The sequence below is a fragment of the Chloroflexus islandicus genome, from assembly GCF_001650695.1.
Lineage (GTDB): Bacteria > Chloroflexota > Chloroflexia > Chloroflexales > Chloroflexaceae > Chloroflexus > Chloroflexus islandicus.
Window position 1 is genome coordinate 157,448 of the sequence record NZ_LWQS01000038.1, and the last position, 19,546, is coordinate 176,993.

The window sequence follows — 19,546 nt, forward strand, 5'->3', positions numbered from 1 at the left end:
CGCCGCACACCAAAGTCCGTCTTCGTGTACAATAACATACGAGTATCCCATCGCGCCGAACCATGCCCATACCGGCTTACCGCAGCAGATGCTGAAAGGTGCATCATCCTCTGCGTCCTCCGCGGTAACACATCAAAGGAGATGACCATGCAACCAAGCGAGACCGCCGTCGAGCCTTACGTCCTGAGCGACATTGACGGGCGCGGCATTGCCCGCCTCACCCTTAACCGCCCTCGCCAGTTCAACGCTCTTTCCGACGAGATGCTGGCCGCGTTGCAAGCCGAGCTTGACGCGATCGCCGCCAATCCGCAGGCGCGGGTGGTGGTGCTGGCCGCCGCCGGCAAAGCGTTCTGCGCCGGCCACGATCTCAAGCAGATGCAGGCCCATCCCGACCAGCAGTACTACGAAGACCTCTTCGCCCGCTGTTCACAGATGATGCTGACCATTCAGCGCATGCCGCAGCCGGTTATCGCCCGTGTGCATGGCATCGCTACCGCCGCCGGCTGCCAGTTAGTCGCGATGTGCGATCTCGCCGTCGCCTCGACCGAAGCCAAATTTGCGGTGTCAGGGATTAACGTCGGTCTCTTCTGTTCGACGCCATCGGTCGCGCTGTCGCGCAACATTGGGCGCAAAGCCGCCTTTGAGATGCTCGTCACCGGCGAGTTTATCGATGCCCCGACCGCCCAACGGCTGGGATTGGTCAATCGGGTCGCGCCACCCGCCGAACTCGACGCCGAGGTGCAGCGGCTAGTTGATGCGATCCTGTCCAAGCCGGCAGAGTCGATTGCCATCGGCAAGTCGCTCTTCTACCGCCAGATCGAGCTGCCGATGGAAGAAGCCTACCAACTCGCCGGCCAGACGATGGCTTGCAATATGATGGAACCCTGCGCCCAAGAGGGGGTCGCCGCGTTCGTCGAAAAACGCGCGCCGGCGTGGGCAAACTCAGAGAATCGGTCAAGCTAATGTCAAAACATGAAGCGCGCCGCAGTGAGTGCGGCGCGCTTTCGTTGGTGCCCCCAGCGGGATTCGAACCCGCGATCTCCACCTTGAAAGGGTGATGTCCTAGGCCACTAGACGATGGGGGCCTAACGCCCGTGCATTATACCATATTTTGTGATTGTTGCAACCCGCCGCTTATGCCTCTGGCAGCTCATCGTAGTAGTCGGCCAACCCGGCCAGCGTCATCTGGGCCAAAAACGGCGTCACCTCATTGCCGAGCGAGGTGCGGAACGCGCTGTAGTCAATCGCTACCGCCGCCTTCCAATCGCCAGCCTCGGTAAAGCGCGGCAGGTAGCGCCGCAATTGCGTCGCTAGCAAGCGGCGCGGGTTGGGCAGCGCAAACAACAGCACCGCGCGCTGCAAATACTCTGAAAAAGCAGCCGTGTTCGCCTCATCGTCCACTGGTGGTTCACCGAGCTTGGCAATGATGCGCTGAATGATCTCTGGCCCGATGTGCAGCGGATCAAACATCGGGTCGCGGAATAACTCGACGCAGTAGGCATCGAGCGCGGCTTGATCCCGGTGCAACGCCAATGCTACCGCGCGCTGGCCGTTTAAGGCCCGCACCGCCTCTGCAATTCGCGCTTGTTCGGCAGCGTCGGGTGGATCGGCCAGCCATGTGCCGGCACATCGCGTTAACCGGATTGCCTCTTCCCCGCCACCCGCTCGATCGACCGGACGCACTGAGCGACCGCGCATAGCTGCTCCCTCCCGTGTTGGCTTGCTTGCGTCGCTTAGTATAACACGATCTGATCCGAGCAGTGCTATCTTGAAAAACTTGACTTTCTTGCATAACAAATTGACATTTGGTGCCAGCTTGATTACAATATGAGCAGAGATTCGCCTGAACCACACAAAGGAGCCTACCGTGGCCCGCATTTACAACTCGATCACCGAATTGATCGGCAATACGCCGCTGGTGCGCCTCAACCGCGTGAATGACACCCGCGCCACCGTGGTCGCCAAACTCGAATTCTTTAATCCGGCCAGCTCGGTGAAGGATCGGATTGGGTTGGCGATGATCGATGCCGCCGAGCGCGAGGGGCTGATCCGCCCCGGCGAGACGGTGCTGATTGAGCCGACCAGCGGCAATACCGGCATCGGCTTGGCGCTGGTGGCCGCTGCCCGCGGCTATCGCCTCATCCTCACTATGCCCGAAACGATGAGCATCGAACGGCGCAAGCTGCTGCGTGGCTTCGGCGCGGAATTGGTGCTGACGCCGGGCAGTGAGGGCATGCGCGGCGCCATCGCCCGCGCCGAGGAGCTGCTAGCCGAGATTCCCAATAGCTTTATGCCCCAGCAGTTTAAGAACCCCGCCAACCCGGCGATTCACCGTGCTACCACTGCCGAAGAGATTTGGCGCGACACCGATGGGCAAGTTGACATTATCGTCGGCGGCGTCGGCACCGGCGGCACCCTCACCGGCATCGGCGAGGTGCTCAAGCCGCGCCGGCCCAGCCTGCGGATCGTCGCCGTCGAACCGGAAGCCTCGCCGGTGTTGTCGGGCGGCAAGCCCGGCCCGCACAAGATTCAGGGCATTGGCGCCGGTTTTATTCCTGATGTGTTGAACACCTCCATTCTCGATGAGATTCAGCAGGTCAGCAACGAAGATGCCTTTGCAATGGCGCGCCGGCTGGCCCGCGAAGAAGGGTTGATGGTCGGCATTTCGAGCGGCGCCGCCGCCACCGCTGCCCTCCGCGTTGCCCGCCGCCCGGAAAACGCTGGGAAGCTGATCGTCTTTATCGTGCCGTCCAACGGCGAACGCTATCTCTCGACCCCGCTCTTCGCCGAGGAGTAATCGCTCAGTCGCACAGGGGGATACACCGCCCCAAGCACTTGTGGGTCGAACCGAACGTGTAGTCAAACATAACCGTTGATCGCTGTGCGATGCCTCAACGCCCGGCTCGCCGCGCCCCTCTCCCGCGCCAGTGGGAGCGGGGCTGGGGGTGAGGGCAGCAGCCCGCGCAGCGGGCTTCGTAACCCCAGCCCGGCCCTTCAGGGCCGGGTTCTGGACAGATGTGCTGTGCAATGCCTCAACGCCCGGCTCGCCGCGCCCCTCTCCCGCGCCAGTGGGAGCGGGGCTGGGGGTGAGGATCCACCAGCGCATCGCAAAGTCATCAATCATATCTGCGCTCATGTGTTCTGTCCTCCCTTGAACCCGCTGAGGGAGGTGATAGCTACCAAGCGCCACAAGAGGCATAAAACATTTTTGTGCCTTTTGCGTCTTTTTGCGGCTATTCCTTTCCCTAGGAGCGGGGCTGGGGGTGAGGGCCAGCAGCCCGCGCCGCGGGCGTCGTAAACCTCGCCCGGCCCTTCAGGGCCGGATACCGCACCGATGTGCTGTCCACCCTTGAACTGGGGGCGAGGATCCACCAGCCCATCCCAACGCCATCCACCATAGCTGCCCTTATGTGTTCTGCCCGACCTTGAACCAAGGCACATAGGGTTGGGAATGGCGAGGCTCAGCAGAATCGCCTCTCACCACATCCTATGCGCCTTGGCCCCCTTTGGCCCGTCTGCCGATGCTGCGTCTACCGTGCGCCTCACCCGCTCGTAGTCCCTCACGCTACCCTTTGCGCCCGTTGCGTCCTCTGCGCCTTGGCGTTAACACGCTCTGCGTTGTTGCCTCCTTTGCGCCCCTTCGTTACTCCTCATCCTCTTCGTCTTGCCGGCCCGCCCCGCCGTCAAGGAAGATGACCTCGTCGGCCCGTACATAGGTGCGCCACCGGGTTTGCCCGCTCTCGCTGTCTTGCCACTTGTCGGTACGCAAGCTGCCCATCACCATCACCCGCCGCCCCTTTTGCAGGTAATTGCCGCACACATCGGCCAGCCGCTCCCACGCCTCGACCGTCGTCCATTCGGTCTCGCTCGTGCGCTTCCCTTGCTCGTCATTGGCGCCCGGCCGGTTGGTCGCCAAATTAAACCGGCAAAACGAAACGCCATTCCCAACCTGCCGCACCTCCGGATCCGCCCCCAGCCGCCCGATCAACTCCACCCGATTCATCGTGCCGCGAAAACTGCGCATCGCCTGCTCCTTTCTCGTTGGCCCCCAAAAATTGTCCCTGCATGAAAGAAACCGCAGCAACTGGCCAAAAGTTGCGCGGTTGGGCCAAAATTCGTCAAAATTGGTGTTTCAAGAGACGCTTCAGCGCCAACGACGCGCGGAGGGTTATCCCTTCTTGCCACCCACCCCGTTCAAACGGACGGATCAGTACGAAACCGCGCTGTCTTGCCGCCAATTGCGGTCAGCAGGTCAACATCCCGCAGTACTCGTATGCACGCCAGCCGACGATTGCGACCGGGATGCCAAACGCCAATCGGTGATGATGACCGCCACCCCAACGCCGGATCACTCATCTTGCGCTGAAGCGGTGCATTTCAGCCGCCGTAGGTAAGGGACAGCGGGTATAATGTTGGTTATGACAATTACGAATCACCCACCGGATCCGCCTACTGGCAAGGCCGAAACCTTATCACCTACTGCAACGATCCTTGCGCTCAGCAAGGCTGTGCTCTCGTCGCTCGATCTTCCCGATGTTTTACAGCAAGTGCTCATCGCCACCCGCGCCTTAAGCGGGGCTGATGTGGTAACGATCTGGCTGCTTGATGAGCAGGGCGAATGGCTCACGAGCGCCGCCATTCTGGGATTAGAAGATCGACCTGAACACGAGCGCATTTTTCGTTTGCGCGTAGGTGAAGGGGTGGCCGGTTGGGCAGTCGCCAACCGGCAGATGTTACATCTGGTCAATCCGGTTCATGATCCGCGCTATTTGCCGAAACTCGATCGCCATCCGGACGTGATTTTGGCCATCCCGTTGATTGTGCGTGACCGCTGTTTCGGTGCGCTGAGTCTGTCACGCTTCACCATTAGCGAACCGTTCAGCAACGGGGTGCTCGATACGATCGCCATCTTTGCCGATCTGGCCGCAATCGCGATCGACAACGCCACCGCCGCCCAAATGCTGCGCCGGGCAACGGCGCGCGAGCGCATTTTGGCCTATAGCGCCGAAATCTATCAGGCTGAATCGTTGATTATGCGCGAATTGGCCGATGTGTTAGGGGCTGAACCGCGGCTGATCACGACTACCCCAGACGAGCACTTGCTTGATCAGGCTGACCAAGCGGTCACTGTGCATGAGCTTGACCTGTTACGCAACGAAGGTGCGCTCATGGTCGATCTCCGCTTCGATGGCCTGCCGGCATGGTTGGTTGTGCATGCCCCCGGACGGTATTGGCGCAAGGAAGATGCCGATCTGCTCGCCTTTGCCGCCTCCCAAATGATGCGCGCCCGCCAGCGCGCGTTCGAGCGGCGCGCCCATGCCCGCGCCGAGGCGCTGAGCAACTTAGTTGCCCTTACCAACGCGCGGATCGACCAGGCCAGCGTGCTCGACCAGATCCTTATTGAGCTGCAACGCTTTGTCAATTTCGACTCGGCCTGCGTTTTTGTTGTCCATGACGAAGAATATGTTCGCCTAATCGCCCAGCGCGGCTTGCGCAGCAAGGCCGATCAGATCACGCTATACGCTGGGCCGGGGTCGCTCATTAACGACCTGCGCCGGTTAGGAACCGCCATCTACCATCCTGATGTGCAGCGCGTTCCCGGTTGGCAAAAAGTGCCCGACAGCGATATTATCCGCTCGTGGATCGGGGTGCCCTTGCGGGTTGATCAGACGACAATCGGCGTGCTTACCATTGACAAATGGACACCCAACGGCTTTACTGCCGAAGATGTTGGCGCGGCGCAAATGTTCGGCGAGCAGGTGGCCGCCGTCATCAATAATGTGCGATTGCTGCGCGAGGCGCAAGAGCGCGCCCGCCAGTTTCAAGTCTTGCAACGGTTTAGCGCCCGCATCGGTACCCTGCGCAACGTTGACCAATTGCTCGACGAAGCGTCGCAATTACTGCACCGCTCGTTTGGTTATTATCAGGTCTTGATCGGGGTTATTGAAGGTGAACAGATCATCGTTCACGCTGCGCATGGCCATCTGATGCAAGGCCAATCGCAACCGCATCTCTTTCCGCCCCTGTCAATCACAACCGGCATCAGCGGCTGGGTGATCAGCCATGCCCGCCCGGCGATTGTCAATGATGTGATGCGTGATGAACGGTATGTCCATCACCCCAGCCTGCCAGCCACCGCGGCTGAGATGATTGTGCCGATAGTGGTCGATGAGCAGGTGTTTGGCATCATTATTATTGAAAGCGCCGTCAAAGGCATCTTCGGTCAGAGCGACCTTGACTTGGTGACAGCAATGGCGCACCTGATCGGGGTCACGATTGCCAACCTCAACCATGATGCCGAACTGCAACGCGCACGCGAGCAGTTGATCGAGCGTGACCGGTTGCGCGCCCTCGGCGAACTCTCTAGCGGCGTCGCTCACGACTTTAACAATTTGCTAGCCAGCATTCTGGGTCATGTGCAGCTCTTATTAGCCGAAGTTGATGATCCCCGCCTGCGTGAAGGGTTGCGCGCGATTGAAATCGCGGCTCTCGATGGCGCGACGACGGTGAGCCGCTTGCAAGGCTTTGCCCAAACGAGCCGCTCGACACCGAATAGCCCGGTCGATCTCAATCAAGTCGTTACAGAAAGTTTGGCCCTGACCCGTCCGCGCTGGCGCGACGAGGCCCAAAGCCGCGGCATCGCGATCGATGTGCGCACCGAGACGTCGCCGCTGCCGATTATCGCGGGTGATGCAGCAGCACTGCGTGAATTGGTAATCAATTTGGTCTTGAATGCGATCGACGCTATGCCTAATGGTGGCGCCATCACTGTGCGCACGGCGCCAGCGCCCAGCGACATCTTGGGTGAAGCGGCTGTTATGCTCGAAATCCAAGACACCGGCATTGGCATCGATCCGGCGCTCCACGAACAGATCTTCGCACCCTTTTTCTCTACCAAGGGCTCCCGCGGCACCGGGATGGGGCTGGCACTGGCGCGCGGCATTGTCCAACAGCACAGCGGTCGCATAACGCTTGAAAGCGACCTCGGCAAAGGGGCAACCTTCCGCATCTGGCTGCCGGTAAGGCATCCGCCGCCGGTCGAGCAGCCGGCGCAACCATCGGTGACGCCCCCCACTTGTTGTATCTTGGTCGTTGATGACGAAGATGCTGTGCGGAAGGTCTTAGTCCGCATCCTCAAACGCTTTGGTCATCACGTTGATGAAGCCGCTTCTGGCGAAGCGGCATTGGCGCAATTCGCGGTGGGGCGCTACCACATCGTTTGCACCGATCTAGGTATGCCCAGTATGTCGGGTTGGGAACTAGCGGCCCATATCCGGCAGATTGACCCGAATGTGCGGATTGTGCTCGTCACTGGCTGGAGCGAGCAGATCGATCCTGCAGAGGTGCGTTCCCGCCAAATTGACGCTATTTTGGCCAAACCGTTTACCATCCAACAGGTACAAGCCGTGATCGCCAGCGTGTTGGCGTCAGGATAGCACATGGCAGCGGGGTTTGATCCGGGCCGCATTGTCGAACGGTAGGGAGGGAAGGTGCTCGCATGGTTCGCTTTTGGTTGCAATCAATTGGGGCAGCGCTCCGCTGGCTGCTGATCGGTGCGGTAGGATTGGTTGCCATCACGATGTGGGCCGCTGGCCAACCGCTGGCCGAACCCATGCCCCTCAGCGGCGATGCGCTCATTATTGCAGCTATCACCCCCCTCGATGTTGAGACAACGAGCCAAGCAGCCAATCTGCTTCAGGCTGGCGCAGCGCCAATCGCCTATCTGGCTGGCCCGCAGGCCGAACTCCTTACCGCCGATCTGGCGCAACGCGGGGTGCCTCGTGACCGGTTGCAGATCCTGCCCGAACCGGCGGCGTTACTCCCGACTGCGCAGGCTGCCGGTCACCGGCGCGTGATTATCACCGCTTCACCTGCCCACCGCCTCGCCTTTGTTCGACAGGCCCAAACGATCGGGTTTGCCGTGGCAGTGCTTGAGGGTGGGCCGCCTTCTCTGAGCGAGCGCTTGGCTGCAACCCTGATCTACTGGCAAATGGTCGTCTCCGGGCAAGCAAACTGATAACGATTATCAGATTCACTCACAAAAACTGATCAATGCCGTCACCCTTCCAAACGCACCAGAATGAGATATATTCCGCTTGCGTCATAACGCAGTGCGTTGGTTATCCACAAAAAACGTTTAACACTTTAACCTTCAACCGGTATATTGCAACCATTAAATACAGCATCAGAGAGAGGCAGGGTGCCGCTGTGTACGTAGCCTATTGACAAATCGCGAAAAGTATATTACTATTTCTCTACTTTTGCGACGCTACGCTGTTGATGATGTATTAGTTTAATCACAGTGTGAACGCCGGCAAGAAGCTGAAGTGAGGCTGATACATTGCTGACACGATCCCCCAACCAGCCAGCTTCGCTTCCTAACCTGCCGACCTCCAGCGCCACCACGCGCGTGGCTCAAGTCATTGACTTCGCTGGCCGGTTGGCAGACAGAAAGAGGAAAGACGCTCCATGATTGAGCTGAATCACGATCGCGCTGGTGATCTGCTACCGCTCGAACTGCAACGTCTGCGTGAACGCGCTGTTCACCATCGGAGTAGGCACCGGCAACGCTCGCGACCATTTGCTACCATTGCTGCGCTTACTCGTACGACGCCAGATCTGCAACGCTGGCTACGCCAACTTCCCTCCCGATATCTGCTCCACTCTGTGGTTGCCCTGCTCTTCCCGGTCGCTCTGCTCCTCGGCCAATTGCCGCTGCGTCCGGTTCTCCCGCAAACTCCTACGCCACCCACCGCTGCGCCGATGGTGGCTGAAGGTGATGTGCCCCTGATCATTCTGGGCCCGCTTAAGTTCGATCCTGCTCGCACCGGCGAAGTGGTAGGCGATCCGCCCCTTGAGGCCGATGAGGCTCTGCCGGTGCCGCTCACGGTGCTCTCGCGCAGCGAACAGACCGCACCCTTGATCGTGCCGGCAACCATTATTGCCGATGTGGCTAAGGTACGTAACGGCCCCGGCTTGGCCTACGATGACATCGCCCGCCTGACCAGTGGCGCCACGATCGAAGTCGTTGGTCGCTATGGCGAGTGGCTCCAGTTCCGTACCGCCGATGATCCAAGCCTGCGCTGGATCGCCGCTGAATTGGTGAATGTGCCGGAAGCGGTCTTCTATAACCTCAAGCCGGTGGCAGACGCTACAATCCCGCCACCACCGCCGCCCAAGGTGGCGAGTGTGCGTGAGGATGGTCTCAACTTGCGTGACGGCCCCGGCACCAATTATGTCAGCATGAAACGCCTCATTGCCGGTCAAGAGTTGACGCTTGTCGAGCAATTCAATGGCTGGTTCCTCGTTGAGGCTGGCGGTTTGTACGGCTGGGTTACGGCTGAATTCCTGAACATTGCGCCCGGTGTGATCGAGCGCGTGCCAGTTGCCGCCACCATTCCTGATCCGAACCCGCCATTAGTCGGTGCAGTGCTCGAGAATTCGGTTAATCTGCGCAAAGGCCCCGGTTCAGCCTACGATCGCATCGGCGCCGTGAATGCCGGCACTGAGGTGAAGCTGTTGGCCCGGCACAAAGATTGGTATCGGGTTGAGCTGGCCAATGGCACCAAGGCATGGATCTACGCCGAGCTGCTTCAGGTGACGCCGATGGCCGCCCGGCGCGTGCCCTATACCAACGATATTCCGGCCCTGCCCAACCGTACCCGTCTTACCAACAGCGGCCCAGTCAATATCCCTGCCAGCGGCGATGTCGCGAGCTATGCAGTGCAGTTTGTCGGCTATCGCTACGTGTGGGGCGGTGCTAGCCCTCTCACCGGCTTCGATTGTAGCGGGTTGACATGGTATGTCTATCGCCAGTTTGGCGTGAGTCTGCCTCGCACGGCGGCGAGCCAGTTCAATACCCGCTATGGGGCGCTGATTAGCAGCCTCAATAATCTAGCCCCCGGCGATCTGATGTTCTTCGCCAATACCGGCGGTGGTCGCGGTATTACCCACGTTGCTATCTATATCGGTAATGGGCAGATGGTTCACGCTATGACGCCTGCCTACGGCGTTCAGATCTCTAGCATCTGGAGTTCGTATTGGACGAGCCGCTTCGCCGGCGCTATCCGCCCGTATCGGTGACACTTCGGCGGGGTGATGCAATGCATCGCCCCGCTTTTTAGTTCGCTCCTAACGCCGCAATCACCGTCCGCGCGAGATCAATCCGCATCAACCAGTTTCGCGGATCGGCGTCAAAGCGATCGAGCCACGCCTGTGCCCCTCCCAACGCCGCTACTTCGTCACGGTAACGGTCGAGCGTCTCAAACTCCAACCCTTCGGTAGCGCGATAGCCTATCGTGAGTCCGGCCCGTTGCACCAGCAACAACCACGTGCAATCGGCCCCGATGCTGTCATCGCGACTCGCTGAGACGATCAGTTCCGCTGCCTGCCGCGACAAACCGCGCGCTGCCGCCATCATATCCCACCCTAAGCCAGTCTTGCGCGCAAATACTTCATTCACCATCGCTTCGGTGACGACCTGTGCGCGCGGATGGCTGGCCAATGCCCGTGGCGTGCGCCCCAAGACGGTCAGATCGAATGCGGGCAGCTCGGCCAGCGTGGCCGCGAGCTCATCTGGCCAGTACTCGATCCAATGCAAGACCCGGTCGAGATCGCAGAAGAGGAGCCATTCAGCGTTAGGAAAGGCGTTCAAGGCAAGTTGTACCGCGCCACGCCGCCAACGGCCTAGATGGAGATGGCCGATCGGTTCGTCTGCCGCCCCGATCCGCAACGCGATCGCCGCCTGTGCTAACCACGCCTGCGTTACCGGTACGCTGGTTGGCGTGACCAAGACGGCAATACCGGTAAATTGACGCTGCAACGCAGGGAAGAGCCGTACCATCTGTTGGTATAAGCGCCCATCAGGATCGTGATGGGTCGCTGCTAGCACAATTGTCATCAGCGATCCTTTCATTGGCATAAAACGAGCACCCCGCTTGTCAGCGGGGTGCGATCGTGATCAGACTGTTAGTGAAGTTGCGTAACAACGTACTGTGAAAGTGAAACCTTCGCGGCGAACCAGTAAACTGCGGGCAAGATTGCTGCTACGATGTCTGCTGCGATGAAACTGCGACGTTAGCTGCGACGCTGGGCGAATGACAGTTGTAACCTCGTATCGCCGTACTAACAGTCTGATCGTCACCGGACGGGAGGTAGAATGCCAAGCTTTTTTCCGTCCACTCATACTATACCCGCATGCCCGCAATCGCCACAATAGCGTGATAGTCCTATCACTTTACCGCATTGGTACTAGCGCCATATCACCCAAAAGTACCAACCAGCCTTTCACCAACCCGCAGGAACCGGCAGCACCGGCCTGCGTGCGCTAACCGGCGCTGCGTGCCGCGGCCACAAACCGCCGTACCCGATTGGGATCGACCGGATTGGCGATGTCACCGTCTTGTTTGATGCTGCTGCCTACAATCACGCCATCGGCCACCTGCATAAACGCGGCGATATTCTGCTCGGTGGTGCCGCTGCCGAGCAAGATCGGCGTATCACCGGCCAACGCTCGCGCCTGCTCGACTTTCGCCAAATCGGGGGCATCGCCGGTCATGCGCCCGGAAATGATCAGCGCATCAGCGCCGAAAAAGCGCGTCCACTCGATATGGGTGGCGAGATCAATGCCGGGAAAGCGCACTGAATGCTTTTTATCGACATCGGCAAAAATCTTGATCGACTCGGCATGCAGCTCTTTGCGCCGGCGCATCAAATCAGCGGCGCAGCCTTCGTCCCAACTGCCGGCATCCCAGACGCCGGCGCCAGTGAACATACAGACGCGAATGAAGCTGGCGCCAGCGGCAATCGCAATACCGAGCAAAGCGACACCACCATTATGCACTAGGTTGATCCCCAACGGCAACTCCGGCACCGCCTGCCGCACCGCATGCGCGACGACCGCCTGCGCAGCGATGCTTTCAGGCTGCACATGCGGGCCAGCCCGAAAGGGAATATCCCACATATTTTCTACGATCAAGCCATCGCACCCGCCTTCAGCCAACGCCTCAGCGTCGCGAATCGCGTGATCGATGATCGTCTGCATTCCATAGCCGGTATAACCGGGAGCGCCGGGCAACGGCCAACAATGCACCATCCCGATCACCGGTTTAGCGGTGCGAAAGATTTCGCGTAGATCCCGCAGACGCAGCCGGTCGAGCTGCTCTTTCCAGAGTGGTGGCATGGTTATCTCCTTTGCGCTATCGAGAAAGTTACCCCCTTGCAACGTGATATGAGGGGCGGACAAACCATTGTAATCGATCACAACGGTTGATCGCTGAGCAATGCCACAATGCCCGATGCCGGGTTACCCGCTCTCGCGCCAGTAGGAGCGGGATTGGGGGCGCGGGCCGCTGGCCCGCCACGAGTTGATCTGTCCGGGTGTGGGTCGCGCTGCGGGCGTGCCGCCCGCACTCCGTGGCTGCAAAGCGGACAGAACCGGTGGTCGATCATAACCGTTGATCGCGGTACGATGCCGCAATGCCCAGTGCTGCATTCCCCGCTCTCGCGCCAGTGAGAAAGGAACTAGGTGAGGGCCATTAGCCCGCGCAGCGGGCTTCGTAAGCCTAGCCCGGCCCTTCAGGGCCGGGTACCGGATCAGATGGTCTGCCCACCCGCAAACCCGCGCCAATGGGAAAGGGCTGGGGATAAGGTTACACTAGCGCATCGCAACGCCATCCATCGTTTCTGCGCGCATACGTTCTGTCTACCCTTCAAGCCAGCAACGCCAGCAATTTAGCCTGAGGTACGATCCGGCCACAGGCGCTCGGCAATTGTCGCACTCAACCGGCTGCGGATCTCGGCAGCGGATGGAATCGCTTCCACTGCACCATGGCGCGTCGCCGTGAGCGCCCCCACCACATTTGCCAGCGTGGCGCTTTGCGATACATCAAGCCCATGCGCGAGCCCCCACGCATAGGCGGCGCTAAAGGCATCGCCGCAGGCCGTAGTATCGACTGCCGTCACCGCCGGCGGCAAGACATCGAGCCGGCGGCCATCGGCGCTCGCCACGCTACACCCTTGCGCCCCGCGCTTGATGGCGACATGGCGCACGCCCGATCCGATCAGGCTATCGAGCGCCTGCGCCACGCTTTGCCCCGGCAATAAGGCGCGCAGTTCATCTTCATTCATCGTTAGCAACCACAACTGGGGCAACAACCGCACAATCAGCCGCCGCGCCACCCGCACCGCCGGCAAACAGAGATCGAGCGCGATCATGCATCGCTGCTCGATCGCTATCTCCATTGCTTGCAAAGCTGCCGAACGCTGTGGATCATCGAGCAGCGCATGCGCGCCAACCAACAACAGTTGGCTTGACCGGATGAGCGAAGGGGTCAAGGTTGAAGCGTCACAGTAGACATTGGCCCCGCGAAAGCTGAGAAAACTGCGCTGGCCGTTCGGAGTAACGACAATGCCGCAGAGACCGGTTGCCGCGCTCGGATCAATCTGCACGGCGCTGACCTGCACACCGTGCGCGCGGGCTGTTTGTAAGGCAAACGAGCCAGCGAGATCGTTACCGACGCGCCCGATCACATACGGGATCGCCCCTAGCCGGCCAACCGCAACCGCCATATTGAGTCCGGATCCTCCCCCGCCCCAATGCACCGCTGTTACCGGGTTATCATCGTTCTCGCGGGGGAAATGCGGCAACATAAAGCCAAGATCGACATTGATGTCGCCCAGCGCCGTCACTACTCGCCGCGTTTCCGCCTCCATTGTCATCCTTTACATGTTGCAGCCAGCTTCGCTTCCGTGTACAATTCTACTCTAGAGCCGGAATAATGCTGCTGTCAACCCAATTCCCGCCGGCTCCTCTTCCTAAAGACAGATCGGGCTCTCCACTATGGAAGAGATTCTCATCGTTGATGATAATGAGCATATAGGCCGCATGTTGGCCACCAGCGTGCTCCCTGAATTGGGCTACCGCGCTATCACAGCGCTCACCGGTCAGACCGGCCTTGAACGACTGCGCGCCCGCCAGCCCGATCTCATTTTGCTCGATCTGCAGTTGCCCGACATGAACGGGCTTGACTTCCTGCGCATCTTAACACAAGAACGGATTGATATACCAGTTATTCTCATGACTGCGCACGGCTCCGAGATGATTGCCGTCGAGGCGTTTCGGCTCGGCGCGCGCAATTATCTGATCAAGCCGTTCTCAGATGCCGAGGCGCGAGAAGCTATCGATCAAGCGCTCCGCGAACGCCGCTTGCAACGCGAACGCGACCGGTTGGTGGCGCTCTTGCAGCAACGGGTGCAAGAGCTGACCGTCTTGACCCGCGTTGGCAAATCGGTGACGGCATTGATGGATCACCGCCAGTTGCTCGATCGGATCGTCGAAGCGGCGATGTATATCACCCAAGCCGATGAGGGGTTGCTCTGCGAGCGCGATACACAGAATGACGAACTAGTAGTGCGCGCATGGCGCACTCCTCCCGGTGAAGCGACCAAACCGCTCGGCTTGGCCGGCTCGTTGGTCGAACACGTGGTGCGGAGCGGGAAACCGATCCGCCTGAGTAGCGCCACCACTGGCGAACCGATCGCGATTATGCCGGCGTTCACGGTGCAAGCCACCTTGCAAGTGCCATTGCAGCTCGGTGATCGGGTGATTGGCGTATTGGTCGTCAATAACCGGCGCACGAATCGCGCCTTTAGCGAGAGCGATCAATACCTGTTGGCCGCGCTGGCCGATTACGCCGCGATTGCTATCGAGAATGCCCGGCTCTATCAAGCGGCCCGCAGCAGTGAAGCGCGCTACCGCGCGATCTTCGCCAATGCCTCTGATATGGTGCTGATGCTCGATGCCGAGTGGCGGATCGTCAGCAGCAATCAAAGCGGCGCCCGCATTCTGGGTCTAACCCCAGATGATCTGATCGGCCAACCGCTGCAACGTTGGTGCGTGCCCCAAGAATGGCCCGCTATTGCCCAAACCCTTCAGCGGATCGCCAAGGGCGAACCAGCGCAGCCCTTTACCGTGTCGTTGCAGCGTCATCCCCACGATCTGGCCGTGGTCGAAATGAGTGCGCAACGCCTCGCCGTCGATGCCGAGGTGATGATCGTCTGTATCGGGCGCGATCTGACCGAACGCCGTCGCCTCGAACAGCAACTGATCCAGTCAGATAAACTCTCGGCGTTAGGCCAATTGGTGGCCGGTGTTGCCCACGAATTAAATAACCCGCTCACCAGTATTTCCGGATATGCCCAATTGCTGCTGCGCAATCGCTCGCTCGATGAAGACACCCGCGTGGATCTGGAACAGGTGCGGCAACAGGCCGATCGAGCGGGGCGGATTGTGCGCAATTTGCTCATGTTCGCTCGCGAACACAAACCCGAACGCTCAGTGGTGCAGATCAACGATGTGATCCAGAGCGCGCTGGCGCTACAGGTTTATCAATTACGGGTTGATAACATCAATGTCCAACTCGAACTCGACCCATCCTTACCCCTGACCATCGCTGATCCACACCAATTGCAACAGGTCTTGCTCAACCTGATCACCAATGCGCGCCAAGCGATGGCTGACCGCGGCGCCGGCACGCTGACCATTCGCACCGCGCTGTGCAATACGGGTGCTGAGCCGCAGATCGAGATTAGCGTCGCCGATACCGGTGTAGGCATCCCTGCCCAGCACCTCGACAAGATCTTTAATCCCTTCTTTACGACCAAGCCGGTGGGGCAAGGCACCGGTTTAGGTCTCTCGATCTGCTACGGCATCATTCAAGAGCATCAGGGCCAGATTTGGGCCGAAAGCCGGGAAGGGGTTGGCACGACCATCTTCATCCGGCTGCCACTGGTTGAACCACGCGACGAGACTGACGAACCGCTGTCGCCAGCAACACCGGCCGAGAGCGGCCCTTGCCAACGAGTCTTGGTAGTTGATGACGAAGAGCCGGTGCGCCGGATGCTACAGCGCCTGCTTGGTGAACTCGGCCATCAGACGACCACCGTCGGCGATGTCGATACTGCGTTGCAAGAGCTAGCTACCCACCACTACGACTTGGTCATTACTGATCTCCGCATGCCCCAGAAGAGCGGGTTTGATTTGCATGATGCCATCAGCCGCACCTATCCCCAATTAGCTGACCGGATCATCTTCATTAGCGGCGACACCCTCAGTTCGCTCAAACCCCAACAGAAAGAACAACTCCACGGACGGTTGCTGACCAAACCCTTTTCCATCCCCCAATTGACCGAACTGTTGCGCAATCTTCCCCAGCAGCGAACGATCAATTCGCCTGAACACCGGTAACGTATGCTATGGTAAGATCAATACCCGGTAGCATTGGAAGCCGGCAACGGGGCCGGCAACGAGCCATGGAACGAGCCATGGGTTGAATACCGGTACAGGAACGACCATGGATCCATTTATCGCCCAGTCCGTTGCCGCGATCGCGGCCGATACGGTCTCAGGCGCGGTGGAAATCGCCAAAAAATGCGCAGAAGTGTTGGCGCGTGCGGTGCGCAGCCGGCCTATGGCAGACCGAGCTGACGTGCAACGCGAGATCCTCACCGTTGGCAGAGCATTGATGCGCAGCCATCCGACCATGGCGCCGTTAGTGAATTTGGTGAACGGTCTCCTTTGGCGACTCGAAGAGACTCACGATAGTGAAACTGCGCAGCGCTTGGTCGATGAAACCACCAACGATTTTCGCCGCCGGCTGCATGTGCATGAAGCAGCCATTGCAGAGACGACGCTGCGCTTAATCAGCGAAGAAGCACGGATTTTGACCATTGGGCGGAGCACGACGGTACGAGCAGCCCTACGTCACGCGCAGCGCGCGGGACGGCGGCCGCGTGTGATTTGCACCGAGAGCCGGCCAGCCGGTGAAGGCCGGATGCTGGCCGGTGAATTGGCGGCCAGTGGTATCCATACCACGCTCATTACCGATGCGTCGGCAGCAGCGCACGTAGCGCACTGCCATCTCGTGCTGGTTGGCGCCGACCTGATCAGTGGCGACGGGCTGATCAACCGGGTCGGCACCTACCCGCTAGCGTTGGCCGCCCATGCCAGTGGCGTCCCGATGTATACGCTCTGTTCGAGTGAAAAGCTGTTGCCGCCGGGATACCGCTTACCGCCGCAACAACCGCTGCCGCCCAACCAGCTTTGGCCGGAAGCGCCGCCGGGAATCACGGTGCAAACCGCGTACTCTGATCGCACACCACTCGATCTGCTGACCGGGATTATTTCCGAGCGAGGCATTTCGCCGCCGGTTGGGATCGAAGCGTGGCTGGCCGCCACCCATCTCCACCCGTTGCTGCGCGCCGATATGGATGAGGCCGGTTAACGCTGCGCAAGCTGGCGATAGAGGGCCAGCGTCTGCATTGCGGCGGCCTGCCACGAAAACCGCGCAGCCTGGAGCGGCCCGCGCCGGCGTAGCTCGGTGCGGGCTGGTTCGTCGTGCCAAAGCTGTTCGATCAGATCGGCCCATGCCACCGGATCAAGCGGCGGCGCCAGCCATGCAGCATCGCCAACCACTTCCGGAAGACTGCTCGTATCGGCCACAATGGCCGGCGCGCCACACGCCAACGCTTCCAGCGCCGGCAAGCCAAAACCTTCATACCGCGATGGATTGAGATAGATGCGGCAGGCGGCGTAGAGCCAGCGCAGATCGTCGCCGCCGACAAAGCCGATGCGCGTGACCCGATCACCAAGCCCAAGCTCGCCAATCAGCGCCAGTATCGGCTCGTCGAGCCAGCCGCGCCCGCCGGCCAACACCAAGTGATAACCAGCCGCCGGCCGGCGGTCGCAACAGATCCGCAAGGCGCGCAACAACGTCGGGATATTCTTGCGTGGTTCGATCGTACTCACAAAGAGCAAAAAGCTATCGGCGGCCAACGTCTGGCCGTCGATCACGCGCGTCGCGCCGTGAGCAAGGGGCAGCGGGCGAAAATGGGCATCGGCGGCCTCGTAGATCACCGTAATCCGTTCCGGCGGCACCCCTAGCCGTTCCACAATATCGTCACGAGTCGCCTGTGAGACCGCAATAATCGCTTCGGCGCTGGCTGCCGCCTGATAGATCTGGCCGTAATACCGGCGGGCCGCTTGGTCGAGAATATCGGGAAAATAGAGAAAGGCAAGATCGTGAATCGTGATCACCGCCGGGCACGGGCGCACCAATGGCGGAATAAAATCAGGGCTGTGCAGCACCGTAGGCCGGCGCAGCCACACTTCAAGCGGCAGACTGGCTTGCTCAAGACGATGATGGGGCGGGGTCAGCAGCCGGCTGCGCCGTAAGCCGGGAACCAGCGGCGAGCGGGCGCGCACATGTTCGAGCACGAGCAGTTCTTCACCGGCGGCCAGCAAGGGCGCCATCGCCGCAGCCAGACTACGGGTGTAGTGGGCGATCCCTCCTTGCCGATACGCATTCAGGCGAGCGTCGATGGCAAAACGGATCATGGAGCCTTCACCGGCGCGCAACTATCAGATCTCGACTTCCAAGCCATCATACGCAAAGGTCACGCCGGGCGGCAAGCCATAATCGGCGCGATAATCGACCGTATGGGTCATATGCACCAAGAAGGTGCGCGGCGCGCCTATCAAGCGCGCGACTTCACCTGCCTCAGCAATTGAGAGATGGGTCGGATGCGGTTCAGCGCGCAACGCATTGAGCACCAGCACCTGCACCCCGCGCAACCGCTCGATCGCCGCCGGCGGCACGGCGCTCGCATCAGTCACGTAGCCAAGGGGGCCAATCCGATAGGCGGTAATCGTCCACGTGCCATGGGGCACGGCAATCGGCACAATCGGCAGTGGGCCAACCTGAAACGGGGCCTCGACAGCGCACAACGTAATCGCTGGGCGTGACGAACCGGTTGAAGTCTCATCAAAGGCGTAGGCAAAGCGTTGGCGCACATCGGCTAAGGTTTGCGGGCTGCCATAGATGGGCAACGCCCCCTGCCGCAAACAAAACGGGCGCAAATCATCGAGGCCAGCCACATGATCGAAATGGGCATGGGTCAACAACACGGCATCGATCCGGCGCAAACCGGCAGCGATGGCTTGGGTGCGAAAATCAGGCCCAGCATCAATCAACAGGGCCATGCCATGGCTGCGCACAAGGGCTGAGGTACGGAGCCGGTGGTGGCGTGGATCAGGCGAGGTACAAATCGGGCAATCGCAGCCAATGACGGGAACCCCCATCGATGTACCGGTGCCAAGAAAGCGCAACTGCATATCGCCCGTACCAAGATGAATACATGATGAATACGCTCTTACTACCGCATTATAACATGGCTGCTCGGCGAGCGCCCTGCACCGAACGCTATCGCTTTAGCGTCCATCATAAAGCCCTCGCTCCTCTGTCGTATCATTCATATTGGTATGCAATTGCATCGCATATAAAAAAAATGTTACCCATTTGCCATCAAAAATGCATTCGCAACAACCGTAACCTGCTTTATACTATCGTTAAGCGACGTGGATCGTGCCAACCTTTCATGCCGCGAGGATCTATGAGTAGCGGCTTTTTCAGCGAAACCTGTAGAGAAGCAATGCCGTGATCACCATGCTGTTCGCTGACCGGCCGCACCCATCACCGCAGGTTAAATG

General features: G+C 59.9%; 14 protein-coding genes and 1 tRNA gene. 7 read left to right on the plus strand and 8 right to left on the minus strand.

Translation table 11 applies throughout. The annotated features are described in order from the left end of the window. Positions 1 to 147 precede the first annotated feature (147 nt). Positions 148 to 963: an enoyl-CoA hydratase gene (locus A6A03_RS04945; protein WP_066784223.1), complete on the plus strand. Its 816-nt coding sequence runs from the start codon at positions 148 to 150 to the stop codon at positions 961 to 963. Between the two features lie 45 nt (positions 964 to 1,008). Here A6A03_RS04945 and A6A03_RS04950 read toward each other — a convergent pair. Together A6A03_RS04950 and A6A03_RS04955 are read right to left on the minus strand one after the other, a co-directional pair. Beyond that, positions 1,009 to 1,085 (minus strand) — tRNA-Glu (locus A6A03_RS04950). Between the two features lie 49 nt (positions 1,086 to 1,134). Beyond that, the gene (locus A6A03_RS04955; protein ID WP_066784226.1) at positions 1,135 to 1,698 is read right to left on the minus strand and encodes a hypothetical protein; all 564 of its coding nucleotides are present in this window, start codon (positions 1,696 to 1,698) and stop codon (positions 1,135 to 1,137) included. Between the two features lie 169 nt (positions 1,699 to 1,867). Here A6A03_RS04955 and cysK point away from each other — a divergent pair, with 169 nt between their 5' ends. After that, positions 1,868 to 2,797 (plus strand): cysteine synthase A, encoded by a 930-nt coding sequence (gene cysK, locus A6A03_RS04960; protein ID WP_066784228.1) that lies wholly within the window; start codon positions 1,868 to 1,870, stop codon positions 2,795 to 2,797. Positions 2,798 to 3,643: 846 nt separating this feature from the next. On the opposite strand, the gene A6A03_RS04965 is transcribed toward cysK, so the two are convergent. Then, a complete protein-coding gene (locus A6A03_RS04965) occupies positions 3,644 to 4,024 on the minus strand; it encodes a single-stranded DNA-binding protein (protein ID WP_066784234.1) in 381 nt (126 codons plus the stop codon). Positions 4,025 to 4,418: 394 nt separating this feature from the next. Here A6A03_RS04965 and A6A03_RS04970 point away from each other — a divergent pair, with 394 nt between their 5' ends. The 3 genes from A6A03_RS04970 (at position 4,419) to A6A03_RS04980 (ending at position 10,083) form a co-directional block, all read left to right on the plus strand. Continuing rightward, complete coding sequence (locus A6A03_RS04970) at positions 4,419 to 7,436, plus strand: hybrid sensor histidine kinase/response regulator (protein ID WP_245668839.1); 3,018 nt, start codon at positions 4,419 to 4,421, stop codon at positions 7,434 to 7,436. A 62-nt stretch (positions 7,437 to 7,498) separates the two neighbouring features. Further along, a complete protein-coding gene (locus A6A03_RS04975; RefSeq protein WP_066784239.1) occupies positions 7,499 to 8,017 on the plus strand; it encodes a hypothetical protein in 519 nt (172 codons plus the stop codon). A gap of 452 nt (positions 8,018 to 8,469) precedes the next feature. Next, positions 8,470 to 10,083, plus strand: a complete 1,614-nt coding sequence (locus A6A03_RS04980; RefSeq protein WP_066784242.1) for a C40 family peptidase — start codon at positions 8,470 to 8,472, stop codon at positions 10,081 to 10,083. 37 nt (positions 10,084 to 10,120) lie between these two features. Here A6A03_RS04980 and A6A03_RS04985 read toward each other — a convergent pair whose 3' ends face one another. From A6A03_RS04985 to A6A03_RS04995, 3 genes are all read right to left on the minus strand, one after another. Next, a complete protein-coding gene (locus A6A03_RS04985) occupies positions 10,121 to 10,900 on the minus strand; it encodes a hypothetical protein (protein ID WP_066784244.1) in 780 nt (259 codons plus the stop codon). Between the two features lie 426 nt (positions 10,901 to 11,326). Further along, the gene (locus A6A03_RS04990) at positions 11,327 to 12,181 is read right to left on the minus strand and encodes a BtpA/SgcQ family protein (RefSeq protein WP_066784247.1); all 855 of its coding nucleotides are present in this window, start codon (positions 12,179 to 12,181) and stop codon (positions 11,327 to 11,329) included. A gap of 551 nt (positions 12,182 to 12,732) precedes the next feature. After that, positions 12,733 to 13,713: a carbohydrate kinase family protein gene (locus tag A6A03_RS04995; protein ID WP_066784250.1), complete on the minus strand. Its 981-nt coding sequence runs from the start codon at positions 13,711 to 13,713 to the stop codon at positions 12,733 to 12,735. A 127-nt stretch (positions 13,714 to 13,840) separates the two neighbouring features. On the opposite strand from A6A03_RS04995, the gene A6A03_RS05000 reads away from it, so the two are divergent. Further along, the gene (locus tag A6A03_RS05000) at positions 13,841 to 16,246 is read left to right on the plus strand and encodes a hybrid sensor histidine kinase/response regulator (RefSeq protein WP_066784253.1); all 2,406 of its coding nucleotides are present in this window, start codon (positions 13,841 to 13,843) and stop codon (positions 16,244 to 16,246) included. A 106-nt stretch (positions 16,247 to 16,352) separates the two neighbouring features. Then, entirely contained in the window at positions 16,353 to 17,282 is a 930-nt protein-coding gene (locus A6A03_RS05005; protein WP_066784257.1) for an eIF2B alpha/beta/delta subunit family protein, read from the plus strand. On the opposite strand, the gene A6A03_RS05010 is transcribed toward A6A03_RS05005, so the two are convergent. Both A6A03_RS05010 and A6A03_RS05015 read right to left on the minus strand, forming a co-directional pair. Next, on the minus strand, positions 17,279 to 18,394 hold the full coding sequence (locus A6A03_RS05010) for a glycosyltransferase family 4 protein (RefSeq protein ID WP_066784259.1): 1,116 nt from the start codon (positions 18,392 to 18,394) through the stop codon (positions 17,279 to 17,281). The two genes, A6A03_RS05005 and A6A03_RS05010, sit on opposite strands and share 4 nt — an antisense overlap. Before the next feature lie 24 nt (positions 18,395 to 18,418). Next, on the minus strand, positions 18,419 to 19,171 hold the full coding sequence (locus A6A03_RS05015; RefSeq protein WP_066784262.1) for an MBL fold metallo-hydrolase: 753 nt from the start codon (positions 19,169 to 19,171) through the stop codon (positions 18,419 to 18,421). Between the last annotated feature and the right edge of the window lie 375 nt (positions 19,172 to 19,546).